The organism is Candidatus Oscillochloris fontis (genome assembly GCF_004138135.1).
Lineage (GTDB): Bacteria > Chloroflexota > Chloroflexia > Chloroflexales > Chloroflexaceae > Oscillochloris > Oscillochloris fontis.
In genome coordinates this window covers 33,438-50,287 of sequence record NZ_RYFD01000021.1, presented here as the reverse complement: position 1 = coordinate 50,287, position 16,850 = coordinate 33,438, and the positions used below count along the sequence as shown (strand labels likewise).

Sequence of the window (16,850 nt, the reverse complement as noted above, 5' to 3'; positions counted from 1 at the left end):
GAAACCGCATGTTACGCTGCGCACAGCGTAACATGCGGCAAAACTACAGGGATGGGGCAGATGACATGAATCTCGTCATGTTTTCGGCGATCACACTGAGTTAGGCTGGTCAACTCGTGGAGCATCAAAAACAGGCTTCTCTAAGGTACTACTGCATCGGTTGCCGAATGACTGTCTTCCATTTCGCTGGTTCGACCCGCCGGATGTCGCTGAGGTAAATTTCATGGTGTTTTCCGGTACGTTGATACCCAGCATCGGCAATGAAGGTGTGGAGTCGCTCAATCGTTGGGCCTTCGGATGCAAAGGGGCCAATATGCATAATCTGCGCGGCCATCCCTTCCGTGTGTGACGTAAAACGAACCTCCTCGATCTGAGGCAACCCCTTTTTTCGGCTGACCTCGGCAAGCGCGTTGTTGACGATGTCATGGGTTATGAAGTCGGGTTGCATGATCATCATCGTCCACTTCCAATCGGATCGGTCATCCATCGAGAAGTGCGACATATCCTCGACCCACCAGAGTCCCTCTAGTGGCATCACCCCATAGTCAATCGCCAATGGCCCCTTCTTGGCGGTAAATTTGATCGAATAGGCTACGGCAAAGAGCACTTCAACAGCGGCCTGGTACGCGGCTGAGGTGTTGGGATCGCCGGTACCATCAATCATCAAATAGTTCATCTGTGGAACAACAACCTGCACCACCTCTTTTGCAGAGGGCTGATAGAGGTGCTTGAGTTCCTGTTTGATATCAATCTTTTGCATATGGCCGCTCCTCGATGCCACGTCGCTTGCGAATGCTTGTTTGATTAGTATAGGTGTATTCAGAAACTATACAAGATCTTGTGGTTAGCCATATTCATGCACACCTCTAACATCGCTCTAGTACCTCCAAGATCCATCTGTGCTACCATAGGCTACAGCATACTCCCAAAGGAGGCCAGCTATGGCGATGAATACCAACCGGTTTACCCAAAAATCATACGAAGCGATTGAGGCGGCTCAGAATGCCGCCGAACGCGCCGGGAATAGCGAAGTCCAGCCGGAGCACTTGCTCTACGCCCTGCTCGATCAGGGTGATGGGGTGGTGCCGCAGGTGTTGGCGAAGATGAATATTGCGGTTGGGGCGATCAAGCAGCAGGTGAATGCGGAACTTGCTAAGTTCCCGCGTATCACTGGGAGTAATATGCAGCTCCAGATTGGGGCGCGTACTCGCCAGGTCATTCTGCGCGCCCACGATGAGTTGGGCCAGTTTGGTGATGAGTATGTCTCCACTGAGCACCTGCTGTTGGGTATCCTCGACCACGCCGGGGGCGCGGCGGAGCGTGTGCTGAAGCAGGCCGGGCTGACCCGCTCTGCCCTGCTCGATGCCCTGCGGGCGGTGCGTGGCTCGCAGCGTGTCACTAGCCCGAACCCGGAGGGGACTTACGCGGCACTCGAACAGTATGGCCGCGATCTGACCCAACTGGCTCAGCGTGGGAAGCTCGATCCGGTGATCGGGCGCGATGAGGAGATTCGCCGCGTCATCCAGATCCTCTCGCGGCGTACCAAGAATAATCCGGTGCTCATTGGTGATCCGGGTGTCGGTAAGACGGCGATTGTCGAGGGCCTTGCGCAGCGCGTGGTCTCCGGCGATGTGCCCGAGTCGCTCAAGCATAACCGGGTGGTGGCGCTGGATCTGGGTGCGCTGATCGCCGGGGCGAAGTATCGCGGTGAGTTTGAGGAGCGCCTCAAGGCGGTGCTGAAGGAAATTCAGGATCGCGATGATGTGATTCTCTTTATTGATGAACTGCATACGATGGTCGGCGCGGGTGCAGCCGAGGGCGCGATGGATGCCGGGAATATGCTCAAGCCGATGCTGGCGCGTGGTGAGTTGCATATGGTCGGCGCGACCACGCTTGATGAGTATCGCAAGCATATCGAGAAGGATGCCGCCCTGGAGCGCCGCTTCCAGCCGATCATGGTTGACCCGCCAAGTGTCGAGGATACGATCTCGATCCTGCGCGGTCTGAAGGAGCGCTACGAGGCCCACCACGCCGTCGCGATTACCGATAGTGCAATTGTGGCTGCTGCGACGCTCTCGGATCGCTATATCTCCGACCGCTTTTTGCCCGATAAGGCGATTGATCTGATTGATGAATCGGCGGCGCGCCGCCGTATGGAGAATACCAGTTCGCCCCAGGTGATTGATGACCTCAACCGGCTGGTTGCGCAGCGTGAGACTGAGCGCGAGATGCTGAAGCGCGAGAAGGACGCGGCCAGTAAGGAGCGCTTGGAGAAACTGGAACAGGAACTCGCCAATCTGCATGAGCAGCGTAGTGCGTTGGAGGCCCAGCGCCAGAGTGAGAGCGCCCTGCTGGAGCAGATCAAGCAACTCAAGGAGCAGATCAATACCACCCGCTTCGCCATTGAGCAGGCCCAGCGTGAATATGACTACAACCGCGCTGCCCGCCTTCAGTATGATGATCTGGCGCGCCTCGAACGCGAATTGGCCGTTGTGGAGGCCACGGCGGGGAACAACACCCTCCTGCGCCAAGAGGTGAATGCCCAGGACATCGCCGAGATCATCGCCAAGTGGACGGGTATCCCGGTGAGTAAGTTGCTCGAAGGCGAGGTCGAGAAGCTGGTGAAGATGGAGGAGCGTCTGCACCTGCGCGTGATCGGGCAGGACGAGGCGGTGGCGGCGGTCTCGAATGCGGTGCGCCGTTCACGCGCCGGGCTGCAAGACCCGCGCCGCCCGCTCGGCTCGTTCCTCTTCCTGGGGCCAACCGGGGTCGGCAAGACCGAGCTGGCCCGCGCACTGGCCGAGTTCCTCTTTGATGATGAGCAGGCCATGGTGCGGATTGATATGTCCGAGTATATGGAGAAGCATACCGTCGCCCGTCTGATCGGCGCACCGCCCGGCTATATCGGCTATGACGAGGGCGGCCAACTGACCGAGGCGGTGCGGCGGAAGCCCTACAGTGTGGTGCTCTTCGATGAGATCGAGAAGGCCCACAGCGATGTCTTCAATGTGCTGCTGCAAGTTCTCGACGATGGGCGACTCACTGACGGCCAGGGCCGGGTGGTCAACTTCAAGAACGTGGTCGTGATCATGACCAGTAACATCGCCAGTGGCCTGATCCAAGAGATGACTCAGGATGGCGATAGTGAAGAGGAGATCCGCCGGGCGGTACTGGGCGAGCTACGCGACTCGTTGCGCCCGGAGTTCCTCAACCGGATTGACGAGACGATCATGTTCCGCCCGCTCTCGCGTGAGCAGATCGGCCAGATCGTGACGATTCAGTTGGCGCACCTCGACAAACTGCTGGCGGAGCGCAAACTACGCCTCGAACTCACCCCGGCGGCACGTGCCCGCCTAGCCGAAGAGGGCTACGACCCGGTCTATGGGGCGCGCCCGCTCAAGCGGGTCATCCAACAGCGCCTCCAGAACCCCTTGGCGCTGCGCATCCTCCAGGGTGAGTTCGTGGCCGGTGATACGATTGTGGTGGAGGTGGGGAGCGAGGGGTATCGGTTTAGTAAGTAGGGGTGCATCGTGATGCGCCCGTAGCGGTTGTGCTGGGGACTACGGCCCCAGCACAACCATGGGTTTGGGGCGTAGCCCCAAGCAGAAATCTCGTGAGCTTGAAGGGTATGGGGGCGCGTCGCAACGCGCTCGAAGATCGAGTTTGGCGGCGTAGCCGCCCCCGCAGAAATTTTTTGTGGTGTTTTGGCGGCTTCGCCGCCAAAACACCACAAAAAATGGGGCTTGGGGCACAGCCCCAAGGACTTTGCACATGCCCTGGTAGCAGCCAAACACGATCTTGACTCTCCCCAACAATCGGCGTATGCTTAACATCCGCATACCAACCAAGTGATGGGGCATCCTCGATGAGCAAGATACCGCAATACCCAACCATTGTGCTTGCCGGTGCGGATCCAACCTGGATGTTTGACCTGCAACAACATCTGCGCTCGATTGTGGGTTGGGATTACGATCTTCTGCTCACCTTCTCCGCTAAACAGGCGTTGCACTATGTCACCCAACGTAATATCCAACTCTTGATCACTGAAGCCAAATTCATGCGGCATAGTGATGGCAGTGGTGCCGAACTGGCGCGGCTGGTGCGTGACCACGCCCCCGAAATACCAATATTACTCATTCACGATGAGCATACACACCTCTCCACCTCACCACATATCACCCATCTGTTAGCTCGGCGCACCTCAGCCGAAGAAGCCTGTACCCTCCTGCGCAGCATTCTTGTGCCACCCGACATGGCCAGTCTCTCATCTCCGGCTTAGATTCTTCTCACGCCCTATTTATCCTGATCCTCTATCCTAGCAGTGTCATCGAGCGTCCGAAGCGGGAAACGGGCATGCGGTGGCGAGCATCTTCATCCCTCCATACCAGAGGGGGCGCGTAGGGCACTCTACGCGCCCCCTCTGGTTTTTTAGAATCTTTGTTGTTGTTGTTTGGCGGCTGCGCCGCCAAACAACAACAACAAATTGGGGTTTGGGGCCTCAGCCCCAATGATGTTGCACATGCCCTAGGGCGGGGGTTCGGGAGCGCCAGCATGGTATACTGCCACCTATAAGGCTCCTTCTAGCAGGTGTGCAATCACTATGATCTCAAACGAAACCATCATCGCTACCGAGCAGCAGTTCACCTCTGGCCTCTACCCCAAGCGCCCAGTTGCGATTGTGCGCGGCGAGGGTGCGCGGCTCTATGATGCCGATGGGCGGATGTATATTGATTGTGTGGGCGGCCAGGGTTCGGCCAACTTGGGCCACAGCCATCCGGCGATTGTCGCCGCAGTGCAAGCTCAAGCCGCACGTCTAATGAGTTGCCCAGAGATCTTCCATAATGATGAGCGGGCGGCCTACCTGCAAGAACTGGCTGCTGCGTTGCCCTTCCCGGCGCGTATCTTCCTCTGCAATAGCGGTGCCGAGGCGGTTGAGGCTGGGCTGAAGTTTGCGCGCATGCTGAGTGGGAGCGGGCGCACAGGCATCATCGCCACGAAACGCGCCTTCCATGGGCGCACGATGGGTGCCCTCAGCGCTACGTGGGAACCCAAGTACCGCGAGCCGTTCCTGCCCCTGGTGCCCGAATTTAGCCACGTTGCCTATGGCGATGCCGAGGATCTGGCTGAGGTAGTGAATGAAACCACCGCCGCTGTGCTGCTGGAACCTGTCCAGGGTGAAGGTGGAGTACGCCCAGCACCGGCGGGCTACCTCGCAGAGGCGCGTCGCATCTGCGATGAGCGCGGTACACTGCTGCTGCTCGATGAAATCCAGACCGGCTTCGGGCGCACCGGGCGCATGTTCGCCTGTGAGCATAGCGGGGTCATCCCCGACATCCTGATCCTGGCCAAGAGTATCGCCGGCGGCTTGCCGATGGGCGCGGTGGCCATCCACGCCCGCCACGGTGCTTTGCCGGGAGGCACCCACGGCAGTACCTTTGGTGGTAATCCCCTGCTCTGCGCCGCCGCCCGCGCCGCCCTACGGGTCTACCAGGAAGACGCCATCGCCGAACAGGCCGCCACCAAGGGTGCCTGGCTGATCGAACAACTGCGCAACCTCAAACTGCCCGCCGTGCGTGAAGTGCGCGGCCAGGGGCTGCTGGTTGGTCTCGAACTCAAGACCCGCGTCCAACCCACGCTCACCGCCCTGATGGAACGCGGCGTGCTGGCCCTCCCGGCTGGCCCCACCGTGCTGCGCTTGCTCCCCCCACTGGTCATCTCGGCTGCTGATCTTGAGACGGTGGTGGCGACGATTGGTGAGGTATTGGGAAGCTGAATTCTATGCACAAGATCGGTATTATTGATCTAGGTTCCAACACGACCCGGCTGATCGTGATGGCCTATGAGTATGGGCGCTGTTTCCAACTCAAGGACGAGGTGAGTGAGGTGGTGCGCTTGGCCGAAGGTGTGGGTGATTCGCACACCTTGCGCGCCGAGCCAATCCGCCGGGCGGTCGAGGCACTCTCGATGTTCGAGCGCTTCTGTAAGAATACCGGGGTGGAACAGATTATTGCGGTGGGGACTAGCGCCATCCGCGAGGCCAAGAACCAGGAGGAGTTCTGGAGCGCCCTGCGTCGCGTCAGTACGCTCGATCTTCAGATCATTAGTGCCGAAGAGGAAGCGCGTTTGGGCTATCTGGGTACCATCAATGCCCTCGCCATGTACGATGGCTTTGTCTTTGATACCGGCGGTGGCTCGACTCAGGTCTGTGCCGTGCGCGACCGGCGCATGTTGCGGAGCTTTTCGGCTCAAGCTGGGGTGTTGCGCTTCACCGAACGCTATGTTAAGTCCGACCCGATCAACAAGAATGATCTGCGCCGTCTGCGTGAGGGTGCCCAACAGGTGTTCGCCGGGCTGGATTGGGTGCGCGGTGGCAATGGCCTGCAACTCGCCGGGATGGGCGGCACGGTGCGTACCCTCGCCCGCATGGAGCAGAAGCAGCGCAACTACCCACTGGATCGCATCCATGGCTATGTGCTCACCCGCAGCGCCATCGCGGGGCTGATCGAGCAGATGGCGCTGCGCAACCGGCGTGAACGCGAGGCGATTCCCGGCCTCAAAGCGGATCGCGCCGATGTCACCCTGGCGGGCGCGGTGATCATTGATCAACTCATGGAGCAGGGTGGCTTCCACGAGATCCTCGTCAGTGGCCAGGGCGTGCGCGAGGGTATCTTCTACCAACACTTCCTGGCCGCCCATGATCCGCCCTACCTGGAGAACCAGCGCGCCTTCAGCATCCATAGCCTCGCCTGCCTCCACGACTACGAGCCGGAACATTGTGCCAAGGTGGCTGAAATTAGCCTCTCGCTCTTCGACCAACTCGCGCCACTGCACCTCTACGGAGCATGGGAGCGCGAGTTGCTCGGCTATGCGGCCAAGATCCACGATATTGGGGTGCAGGTGGGCTACTATGATCACCACAAGCACTCGGCCTACCTAGTCTTCAATGCCACCCTGCTCGGTTTCTCCCATCGCGAGATCGTCATCCTCGCCAGCCTCGTGCGCAACCACCGCAAGGGTCAAGCCAATCTGGATGAATATATCCAGATCCTCGCCCCCGATGATGAACTACGTGTCGCCCGCCTCAGTGCGCTGCTGCGGCTGGCCGAGTACCTGGAGCGCAGTAAGAGCCAAGTGGTACGCCAGGTGGTGGTCAATCCACAAGCTGACCCACTTCAGATTGTGGTGTATGCCGATGGCGACCCCACCGTGGAGATCTGGGACGCCAATCGCCGCGCTGGGTTGATGAAGAAAGCCTTTGGGCGCAATATCGAGATCGTCGCCGCCCCTATGTTATAATGCGCCGAGTCGCGTTCACCCAGGGCTTCACACACGCCTATGCGCTGCCCCTACTGCCAGTATCAGGATACCGACGTCTCCGACTCGCGCAAACTGGGCGATGGCGAGATCATCCGCCGCCGCCGCAAGTGTCGCCACTGTGGGCGGCGCTTCACCACCTATGAGCGGGTTGAGTCGGTCAGTCTGACGGTGGTCAAGAAGGATGGCAAGCGCGAACCGTATGATCGCGAGAAAATCATGCGTGGAGTGCGGACGGCCTGCTACCGCCGCCCGATTGCGGTTCAGCAGATGGAGCAACTGGTCAATAATGTCGAGGCGGCCATGATGGCCACCGATGCCCAAGAGATCAGTTCCCAGGAGATCGGCGACAAGGTGATGCACGAACTTCGTGAACTTGACGAGGTTGCCTACATCCGCTTCGCCTCGGTCTATCGCGCCTTTACCGATATTGGCAAATTGCGTGAGGCGGTGGATGAGTTGTTGGATAGTGGAGAGTAGAATGAGTGTTGATACTAGCCCCGGTTCCTCCTCTGGTGCGCCACGCCCTTCGGTTATCCAGCGCATCATGGAGGGCATGGCCAATGTTGAGTGGAAGCAGGTACTCCTCGTCGCCCTCGTGATGGCCTTCGCGTGGTGTAGTCTCTTTATGACCTCACCCATGATGCAGATCCTCGCCGGGATTATCCCGGTCATGGGCGGGCTTTACTTGGGCAACCGCGTCAAGGGGCACTACTTGTCCAATGGGATCATGCTGGGGGTTGCCGGGTTCCTCTTCGGGCTGATCATCGTGGTTATCTATGGCTCCATGATCGGGGCCGGGATGGGTGTGCCACTCCCCCAGATTACCTCCGAGAGTGGTGAACTGGCCCCGATTGCAGGTGCAGATGATCTCGTCGCTGTCTACTTCTTCTACTCGCTCTTCGCCCTGGTGCCCTTCCCCGCCTTTGGTGCGGTGATGGCTGGGCGTACCCAGCAGCGTAACCTCGAACTACGCCGGGAGCTTGATGAGCGCGGCGGACGCCTCGAACGCCCTGGGGTTATTCGTACTCTAGAGGATCTGCGTGGGCTTTCGCTGCCCCAGTTCGGGATGTATGTCTCCAATCTCTATAAGAAGAAGGGCTTCACCTTCCACGATTACCGTTTTGTGGATAAAGATAAGCACCTCGATATTGAGATGGAGTATAACAACGAGCGCTATTTGATGCGCCTCTCGGTGGCTGATAAGGTGCGCGTGGGGACGGTGGAGAGCCTGATTCAGGATATGCGCCGCCGCGATATTCTCAAGGGCTTGGTGATCACCTCGACCGAGTTCGCTCCCGAAACGATCAAGGCGGCGGCCAATAAGCGGAACCTGATCACCATTGATGGGCCGACTCTGTTTGCAATGGCCGAGGCGTAGGTAACTGTTCACGATGGGGAAATGGCCCTCACCCCCCTAGCCCCCCTCTCCCGTTCGCTGCGCGAACAGGCGAGGGGGGAATAGAGCACGAGATACCTCAGATAGTGCCCCCCTCTCCTGTGGCCGTAGGCCACGGGAGAGGGGCTGGGGGTGAGGGCCATGTATAGGCGTAGTGAGGCTCTATGAAGATTGATCTGACGGGCCGGGTGGCCCTCGTGACGGGTGGCGGGCGTGGAATTGGGCGCTCGATTGCTCAGGCGTTGGCGGCATCCGGGGCAACCACGGTAATCAACTACCGGGGCAATAGTAGCGCCGCTGAAGAGACGGTCGCCGCGATTACCGCCGCAGGTGGCACTGCGCTCGCCGTGCAGGCCGATGTCAGCCAGACCCCCGATGTGGAGCGGCTGGTCAAGATGACCCTCGATACCTACGGGCGGCTCGATATTCTGGTCAATAATGCCGGTATCACCCGCGATACGCTGCTCTTGCGCATGAAGGACGATGACTTTGATCAGGTGATCAACACCAATCTGCGCGGGGTCTTTCTTTGTACCCGTGCCGTCTTCCGCCCCATGAGCAAGCAGCGTGGTGGGCGTATCATCAACATCAGTTCGGTGATCGGGCTGATCGGCAACCCCGGCCAGGCCAACTATGCCGCCGCCAAGGCCGGAATCATCGGCTTTACCAAATCTACCGCCCGCGAGATGGCCCCCCGTAGCATCACCGTCAATGCGATTGCTCCTGGTTTTATCGAAACCGAGATGACCGGGGTGCTAGACGAGAAGACCCGTAACGCGATCCTGGAGACCATTCCGCTTGGGCGACTCGGCCAACCCGATGAGGTTGCGGCGCTGGTCTGCTTTTTGGCTTCGGATGTGGCCGCCTATATCACCGGCCAAACCTTCGGGATTGATGGTGGGATGGTGATGTCGTAGCATTCACGATACACCGCAGACTGGCAAGATACCGGTCTGCGGCATATCGTGACCAGGGCATGGGCAAAGTTCTTGGGGCTGCGCCCCCAACCCCAATTTTTGTTGTTTTTTGGCGGCTACGCCGCCAAAAAACAACAAAAAAGATTTTCGGGGGCGGCGAAGCCGCCCCCCAACCCCCACCGAAGGTGGACTTTGTCCATGCCCTGGTATCGTGACCGGCAAGATGCCGGTGCTACCATGAGATTTTTATGCTAAACAAGGTTCTTATCGCCAACCGTGGCGAAATCGCCGTCCGCATCGTCCGCGCCTGCCAGGAGTTGGGCATCCGTACTGTCGCCGCCTTTAGCGAAGCCGACCGCGACTCGTTGGCGGTGCGCCTCGCCGATGAGGCGGTCTGTATTGGCCCCGCTGCACCAGCCAAATCCTACCTCAACACCCCGGCGCTGATCAGCGCCGCGCTGATCACCGGTTGTGATGGGATTCATCCGGGCTACGGCTTCCTCTCCGAGAATCCCTACTTTGCCGAGATCTGTGCCGAGTGTAAGCTGACCTTCATTGGCCCGACTGCCGAGATCATCCGCCTGATGGGCGATAAGTCCATTGGTCGCCAGACGATGCGCGCCGCTGGGGTGCCGATCATCCCCGGCTCAGAAGGTGAACTGCAATCGGTTGAAGAGGCGGTGGATCTGGCACGCGAGATCGGCTACCCGGTGCTGCTCAAACCGAGTGCGGGCGGTGGTGGGCGCGGCATGCGTGTCGCCCACGACGAGAACGAACTGATTCGCGCCTTCTCGACCGCTCGCGCCGAGGCCGAGGGCGCGTTTGGGCGCGGTGACCTGATCCTCGAAAAGTATCTGCCCAAGGTGCGCCACGTCGAGATCCAGGTCTTAGCCGATGCCTATGGCCACGCCATCCACCTTGGCGAACGTGATTGTTCGGCCCAGCGGCGCCACCAGAAGATCCTCGAAGAAGCCCCCTCGCCCATCGTCACTCCAGAGATGCGCGCCCAGATGGGCGCTGATGCCCTACGCGGCATCCAGTCCATCGGCTACCTCAACGCGGGTACCTTGGAATTCCTGATGGACACTGATGGTAACTACTACTTCATCGAGATGAATACCCGCATTCAGGTCGAACACCCCGTCACCGAAATGGTCACCGGCATAGACCTGCTGCGCTGGCAATTGCGGATCGCCTCCGGCGAACGCTTGACGCTCCAACAGAATGATATTAGAATAGCCCAGCATGCGGTTGAATGCCGGATCAATGCCGAAGACCCGGAGCGGGATTTTCTCCCCGCCGGGGGCGAGATCGAATTCTACCTACCGCCCGGTGGGCCAGGGGTACGGGTTGACTCCCACCTCTATGCGGGCTACAACCCACCCGGAAGTTACGACTCACTGTTGGCAAAGATTATCACCTATGGCGATACTCGTGACGATGCGCTGAACCGTATGCGCCGCGCATTGCACGAGTGCATCATCACCGGGGTAAAGACGACGATCCCGTTTCAGCTACACCTGATCGACGATCCGGCCTTCCGGGCCGGGAATATCTCGACTGGCTATGTTGCAGAACTGCTCCAGCGCTGGAAGGACGAGCGTGCCGCAGGCGTCGCTTAGCCAGAGGTACATTAGGCACCATGGTGGATCGCTGTTTAACAAACCATCACGTAGCCCCAGTTAGGGAGGTTGGCCGTGGCTAGTCTACGCCACCGGGTGCGGATCGCGGCGCTCCAGATTCTCTTCGAGGTCGATGCGACCGATCACCCGATCGACGTGGTCTATGAACGTCGCCTCGCTGAAGAGGAGCTGACGTCGGAGGGCGAACGCTTTCTGAACCGGATCGTCTTTGGTGTGTGGGAGCATCGCTCCTACCTCGACCGGATCATCGAAGAGGCCGCGCCGAACTGGCCGGTCACGCAGATGCCCGGTGTAGATAAGGCGATTCTACGGATTGCGATCTTTGAACTGCTGATTGATGAGGCCGAACAGACCCCCGTCAAGGCAGTGATCAACGAGGCGGTTGAGTTGGCCAAACACTTTGGCAGCGACAACTCAAGCCGCTTTATTAATGGTGTGCTGGGAACGGTAGTCAGTCGCTACCGACCCGGACATGAGGATCTGCTCATCAACGATGAGGATGTGTGAGCGGGTTGAAGCGCCGGTTGTGTGGTTCTGCTCTGTCAGCGGCGATTGGGCCGCATCTGGCAGCGAACATAGTGAGTCGTTACACGAAAGGTAGATAGTTCATGGCTTCTCAGGAGATCCAGGATCGCCTGCGCAAGATCGTCGCCGAACAGCTCGGTGCCGATGAGACCAGCGTTGTCCCCAGCGCCCACTTCACCGATGACCTGAACGCCGATTCGCTCGATCTGGTCGAGCTGATCATGGCGCTTGAGGAGGAGTTTGGCATCGAGATCCCCGACGATGATGCCGAGAAGATCGTCACCGTGGCCGATGCGCTCAACTATCTGGATGCGCACATGCCTGATGGCGAGTAGTTAACCTGCCCTTGCCCCTTTGAAAAGCTCAGGGCTGCTCTTGCCCCCCTCGCCCGTTCGTTGCACGAACAGGCGAGGGGGGTTCGTGTAGGAGGTCGCACTTGCGACCTATTCTAGTTCCGCCAGGTACTCCTCCAACTGTACCGCCGAGATGATCCCCACATGGCGGCGCTGGATCGTCCCATCCCGATTGATGAAGAAGGTCATTGGGAGGCTGGTAGCCCCATAACGGTCGCCAATATCCCCGCTCATGTTGGCGATCAGTGGGAAGGTGAGGCCGAGTTCATTCCCAAACGCGCTGATGACAGACGGGGCTTCGTTGCGGTTGACGGCCAAGATGACGAGATCATCGCGGTAGGTTTGGGCGGCCTGCTCAAAGGTCGCCATTTCGGTACGGCATGGGCCGCACCAGGTGGCCCAGAAGTTGAGGATCACCGGTGTGCCACGCAGATCACTCAGCTTGTGGCGGGTGCCATCGGCCATGGTGTAGCTGAAGTCGGGGGCGCTGCTGCCATCGGCGGGGCGCTGGGTGCCCGTCGTGAGCATTTCGCTCTGGGTTGCGAGGCTGAGGCCGCCTTGGCTGGCTGGCGCGGCGGGTGTGGCACGTGCGCAACTGCTGAGGCTGAGAGCGAGCAGGATGAGGATGACGAGGCGTGGCATCGGTTCTTCCTTATGGTTTGGGGGGCGATGCGATGGGGAAACGCACCCAAAAGGTACTCCCCACCCCCACCTGACTCTCTACCCCTATGGCTCCGCCGTGCGCCTCAATGATCGAACGCACAATCGCAAGCCCCAACCCCGAACCACCCGTCTGTTGGCGGGCTTGGTCGGCACGGTAGAGGCGCTCAAAGATGTTGGGCAGGTGCTCAGTGGGGATGCCCGCACCAGTATCGCGTACCTGCATGATGAGTTGCTCGGCATCGCGCTGCGCACGTAACTCAATGCTGCCTCCCTCTGGGGTGTGGCGGATCGCGTTACTGACCAAGTTCCCCAACGCCCGACAGAGGCGTTCAGCATCCACCACCACCTCCGGCAGATTCTCGGCCACTGTGTAGCGTAATGCGATCCCCGCCTGCTCAGCGGTGTGGCTGTAGGTCTCGGCCACATGGGCCAGGATCTGGGCGGGTGGGCTGGCCTGCAACTGAAGCGTCAGTTCCCCGGCGTCGGCTAACGAGAGTGTGTGCAGGTCATCCACGAGGCGTTGCAGGATCTGGACTTCGGCGTAGAGTGTTGCGAAGCGTTCAGGGGTGGGCTTGAGAATCTGATCACGCAGCGACTCCAGGTAGCCGGAGAGCACCGTCAGGGGAGTCCGCAGATCATGGGCGATGTCGGCGGTCATCTGGTGGCGCAGTTGGATGGCGTGCGCCAGATCGGCGCTCATCTGGTTGAACTGGGTGGCGAGTTGGCCCAGTTCGTCGCGTGAACGCACGCGAACTTGGTGCCCCAGTTCCCCGGCGGCGATGCGGCGGGTCGCGGCGGTCAGTTCGCGTAGCGGGCTGGTGATCAGGCGGGCGAGGAGGATACCCAGCACAAGCGCGATCACTGCGGTGATGATGGCCGCAATGGCTAAGGCAGCATCGGTACTGGCCAGGTAACGCTCCTCGTCGGGGTCGCGCAAGGAGGCAATATCGGGGGTGATCACCACACCAATGATGCTCTGACCACTCATGACTGGGGTGCCAGTGGCAAGGGTGTTGGCCGGTAGTAGCTCACCTACCTGATAGCTCTTGGTGGCAATCAACACCCGCCCCTGGGGATCGGCGAGGCCAAAGAGGAACGTGAAACGACTGGGGCGTAGCGGTATTCCGCCATTGGGCGGCTCTTCATCGTGCGGGTGGCGTTCATCACGCTCCAGCACCCACTGGTTGATCCCGATCAGGCTGCCACGCGAGACGTAATAGTCGCTGACGCGGTTGACGAAGAACTCGCGCTGTTGGCCGATCACAAAGGCATCAAACTGGGCACTCACGAGTTGGCGCACGAAGACAGCCGCCAACACCGCACCCACCAGACTGGTGAGCAGGAAGGCGAGAACGAGTTTGGAACTGAGCGAACGCATAGGGTTAGTCCACACGGCAGCGGTAGCCAACACCAAAGACGGTCTCGACGTAGCGTGGTTGGGTTGGGTCGGGTTCGAGTTTCTTGCGCAAGTTACGGATGTGGACATCAATCGTGCGCTCAACGCCTTCGTAGTCGTTGCCCTGGAGGCGTTCGAGCAGTTGTTCGCGGCTAAAGACGCGCCCCGGCGACTCCATCAGTGCCGCGAGCAACGCAAACTCCGAGGGGGTCAGTGAGACATCGCGGTTCCCGTCACGCACCATGCGGGTAGCGCGGTTCAGGGTCAGTTCGCCCACCCGCAACACCTCATCGGGGTTGATTGCGTCGGGGGCGGTGCGGCGCAACACGGCGCGCACGCGGGCGACCAGTTCGTGCATCCCGAAGGGCTTGGTGACATAATCATCGGCTCCGAGTTCCAGGCCCACCACCTTATCCGATTCGGCAATCCGCGCTGTGAGCATAATCACCGGCGTCGTATGGCGTTTACGAAATTGCTGCATAAACGCGAAGCCATCGAGCTTGGGCATCATCACATCAAGCAGGATGAGGTCGGGATTCTCGCGTCCGGCCACCGCAAGCGCCTCGGAGCCATCGGAGGCGGTGATCACGCGGAAGCCATGTTCGCTCAGGTAATCTTTAAGTAAGAGCCGTACATTGGCGTGGTCGTCAACGACGAGGATAGTTTTGCTCATGAGGGCACTCCGATTCGTGCGTATGCTCGTGCTAGTATACCCGCTGAGTGTTCAGATTCAGTATAGGGATTGTGTACCTCTTCTACACACGCCATGAACATAATGGCGCTAGAGTTGTGGGAGAATATCTACATACGAGGAGAATCTGATGCTGCCTAACCCCTCCACACCGCCCCGCCGATTTGCTCCCCACATCATCGCGCTGGTGGGGGTACTCATCCTGGCGCTTGGGTTACGGGTCAGCAACCTAGAGGCAGTAGGTGACGGTAATCTCTACTATACGGCTGGAGTTGCCAGTATGCTCCAGTCGTGGTCCAACTTCTTCTTTGTGGCTGCCGAACCGGGCGGTTCGGTCAGTATTGATAAACCACCACTTGGTCTCTGGATTCAGGCTCTTTCAGCGTATGTACTAGGCGTCAATGGTGTGGCAGTCATTTTACCCCAGATCATTGCTGGGGTAATGGCAGTGTTGCTCCTCTATCACCTGATTGCGCGTCAGTTTGGCGTATGGCCGGGCGTGGTGGGCGCACTAGCGTTGGCAATCACTCCGGTAGCAGTGGCAACAGATCGTAACAATACCATGGATAGCCTATTGATGCTTACCCTGCTGCTGGCTGCGTGGGCAGTGATCAAGGCAACCGAACAGGCGCGGCTACGTTGGCTCTTGCTCGGTGCATTCCTGGTGGGGCTAGGCTTCAATATCAAGATGCTCCAGGCATTTTTGCCTCTGCCCGCATTCATTGCGCTCTACTTTTTGGGAGCCAACCTTGGTTGGTGGCGCAAGATCGCCCATCTAGCCCTGGCTGGCCTAGTGGTGGGGGGCGTCGCCTTGGCTTGGCCGATTGCCGTTGATCTGACACCAGCGAATATGCGTCCTTATGTGGGCAGTAGCACCAACAACACGGTCACTGAACTGATCATTGGCCATAACGGGCTGAGCCGCCTCTTTGGGCGTAGCACGGGGACGCAGCCAACCGACCCCGTTCTGCCAACCACGATGCACGGTGCAGATGGTGGGATGCGCCCACCTCCACCATTGAACGGAGATGTCGGAACCCGCCCACCGCCGGGTGGGGGTGGGCCAGGGAATGAGATCGGCCCGCCGGGGCTATTACGGCTCGTGAGCGCTCCACTGAGCAACGAGGTCAGTTGGTTATTCCCGGTTGGGTTGTTGGGGATGGGCTTACTCGCATGGAGCGCACGGTTCCGGTTACCTCTTGCACCGCAACACCAAGCAGTAGTTCTATGGGGTGGTTGGCTCCTGATCGCGCTAGTCTTTTTTAGCAGCGCCTCGTTCTACCACGCCTACTACCTGATCATGGTTGCGGCCCCGGTGGCCGCACTCGTTGGGGGAGCGGTGGCACACATCTTCGCCCAGTCGGGGCAGCGGGGGGGCATCATGCTGCTGCTCATCACTGCTAGTACCCTCGTGGCCCAAGACCAGATCGCCTCGGCCTACCTCAGCGAGCGTTGGTGGATGCCATGGGCCTACGCACTGCTCGTACTGGCGGCGGGTCTCTGGATGAGCAGAAGACCCATGCTCACACGGGTCGGAATGGTGACGGCGCTGGCCTGCATCCTACTCACCCCACTGGTCTGGTCGGTTTATACCAGTAGCGATCCCAACCCAGATGTGCGGCTACCCCACGCCTACGACGGAACCAGCCAATCCTTGGGCGGTGCCGCTAACCAGGAACCAACCGAAACAGCCCTGATCAGCTTTTTAACCGCCAACACCCAGGATGTCACCTACCTCGTCGCGGTACCGAGCGCCAACGAAGGTGATCGCTATGTCCTCGCAACTGGGCGTCCGGTGCTCTATATGGGCGGCTTCTCCGGCAGTGATCCGGTGGTTGATAGCGAAGATCTGGCTCAGATGGTGGCAAATGGCACATTGCGCTACATCTTGTGGGGCGAACAGCGAGGAGGAAGTAGCGAACTCGGTGCGTGGATCACGAGCCACGGCA

Annotated in this window: 14 protein-coding genes and 1 pseudogene; 11 read left to right on the top strand and 4 right to left on the bottom strand. The window is 59.6% G+C overall.

The features are described from left to right. Positions 1 to 148: 148 nt before the first annotated feature. Positions 149 to 760, bottom strand: coding sequence for a GyrI-like domain-containing protein (locus tag EKD03_RS09850; RefSeq protein ID WP_129630077.1), 612 nt, complete (start codon positions 758 to 760; stop codon positions 149 to 151). A 181-nt stretch (positions 761 to 941) separates the two neighbouring features. Between EKD03_RS09850 and clpB the strand changes: the two genes are divergently transcribed. The 10 genes from clpB (at position 942) to EKD03_RS09800 (ending at position 12,133) form a co-directional block, all read left to right on the top strand. Further along, positions 942 to 3,521: an ATP-dependent chaperone ClpB gene (clpB, locus tag EKD03_RS09845; protein ID WP_129630075.1), complete on the top strand. Its 2,580-nt coding sequence runs from the start codon at positions 942 to 944 to the stop codon at positions 3,519 to 3,521. 344 nt (positions 3,522 to 3,865) lie between these two features. Beyond that, positions 3,866 to 4,279: a hypothetical protein gene (locus EKD03_RS09840; RefSeq protein ID WP_129630073.1), complete on the top strand. Its 414-nt coding sequence runs from the start codon at positions 3,866 to 3,868 to the stop codon at positions 4,277 to 4,279. A 321-nt stretch (positions 4,280 to 4,600) separates the two neighbouring features. Then, a complete protein-coding gene (locus tag EKD03_RS09835) occupies positions 4,601 to 5,773 on the top strand; it encodes an aspartate aminotransferase family protein (RefSeq protein ID WP_129630071.1) in 1,173 nt (390 codons plus the stop codon). 5 nt (positions 5,774 to 5,778) lie between these two features. Beyond that, positions 5,779 to 7,296: a Ppx/GppA phosphatase family protein gene (locus tag EKD03_RS09830; protein ID WP_129630069.1), complete on the top strand. Its 1,518-nt coding sequence runs from the start codon at positions 5,779 to 5,781 to the stop codon at positions 7,294 to 7,296. A 39-nt stretch (positions 7,297 to 7,335) separates the two neighbouring features. Continuing rightward, positions 7,336 to 7,794 (top strand): transcriptional regulator NrdR, encoded by a 459-nt coding sequence (nrdR, locus tag EKD03_RS09825; protein ID WP_129630067.1) that lies wholly within the window; start codon positions 7,336 to 7,338, stop codon positions 7,792 to 7,794. Position 7,795: 1 nt separating this feature from the next. Beyond that, a complete protein-coding gene (locus tag EKD03_RS09820; RefSeq protein WP_174842852.1) occupies positions 7,796 to 8,695 on the top strand; it encodes a restriction endonuclease in 900 nt (299 codons plus the stop codon). Positions 8,696 to 8,877: 182 nt separating this feature from the next. Then, a complete protein-coding gene (gene fabG / locus EKD03_RS09815) occupies positions 8,878 to 9,630 on the top strand; it encodes a 3-oxoacyl-[acyl-carrier-protein] reductase (protein WP_129630065.1) in 753 nt (250 codons plus the stop codon). A 248-nt stretch (positions 9,631 to 9,878) separates the two neighbouring features. Then, entirely contained in the window at positions 9,879 to 11,252 is a 1,374-nt protein-coding gene (gene accC / locus EKD03_RS09810; RefSeq protein WP_129630063.1) for an acetyl-CoA carboxylase biotin carboxylase subunit, read from the top strand. A 75-nt stretch (positions 11,253 to 11,327) separates the two neighbouring features. Next, the gene (gene nusB, locus EKD03_RS09805) at positions 11,328 to 11,780 is read left to right on the top strand and encodes a transcription antitermination factor NusB (RefSeq protein ID WP_129630061.1); all 453 of its coding nucleotides are present in this window, start codon (positions 11,328 to 11,330) and stop codon (positions 11,778 to 11,780) included. Between the two features lie 101 nt (positions 11,781 to 11,881). Then, positions 11,882 to 12,133, top strand: a complete 252-nt coding sequence (locus EKD03_RS09800; RefSeq protein WP_129630059.1) for an acyl carrier protein — start codon at positions 11,882 to 11,884, stop codon at positions 12,131 to 12,133. A 108-nt stretch (positions 12,134 to 12,241) separates the two neighbouring features. On the opposite strand, the gene EKD03_RS09795 is transcribed toward EKD03_RS09800, so the two are convergent. Genes EKD03_RS09795 through EKD03_RS09785 form a run of 3 tightly spaced genes read right to left on the bottom strand, consistent with a single transcriptional unit; the run spans position 12,242 to position 14,883 of the window. Further along, entirely contained in the window at positions 12,242 to 12,793 is a 552-nt protein-coding gene (locus EKD03_RS09795; protein ID WP_129630057.1) for a TlpA family protein disulfide reductase, read from the bottom strand. Between the two features lie 10 nt (positions 12,794 to 12,803). Further along, positions 12,804 to 14,192 carry a sensor histidine kinase gene (locus EKD03_RS09790; RefSeq protein ID WP_161569227.1) on the bottom strand — a complete coding sequence of 463 codons (1,389 nt, stop codon included), beginning with the start codon at positions 14,190 to 14,192 and terminating at the stop codon, positions 12,804 to 12,806. 4 nt (positions 14,193 to 14,196) lie between these two features. Then, positions 14,197 to 14,883: a response regulator transcription factor gene (locus EKD03_RS09785; RefSeq protein ID WP_129630053.1), complete on the bottom strand. Its 687-nt coding sequence runs from the start codon at positions 14,881 to 14,883 to the stop codon at positions 14,197 to 14,199. A 148-nt stretch (positions 14,884 to 15,031) separates the two neighbouring features. On the opposite strand from EKD03_RS09785, the pseudogene EKD03_RS19175 reads away from it, so the two are divergent. Further along, positions 15,032 to 16,834, top strand: a pseudogene (locus tag EKD03_RS19175) (glycosyltransferase family 39 protein); the annotation flags it as partial. Positions 16,835 to 16,850 lie beyond the last annotated feature (16 nt).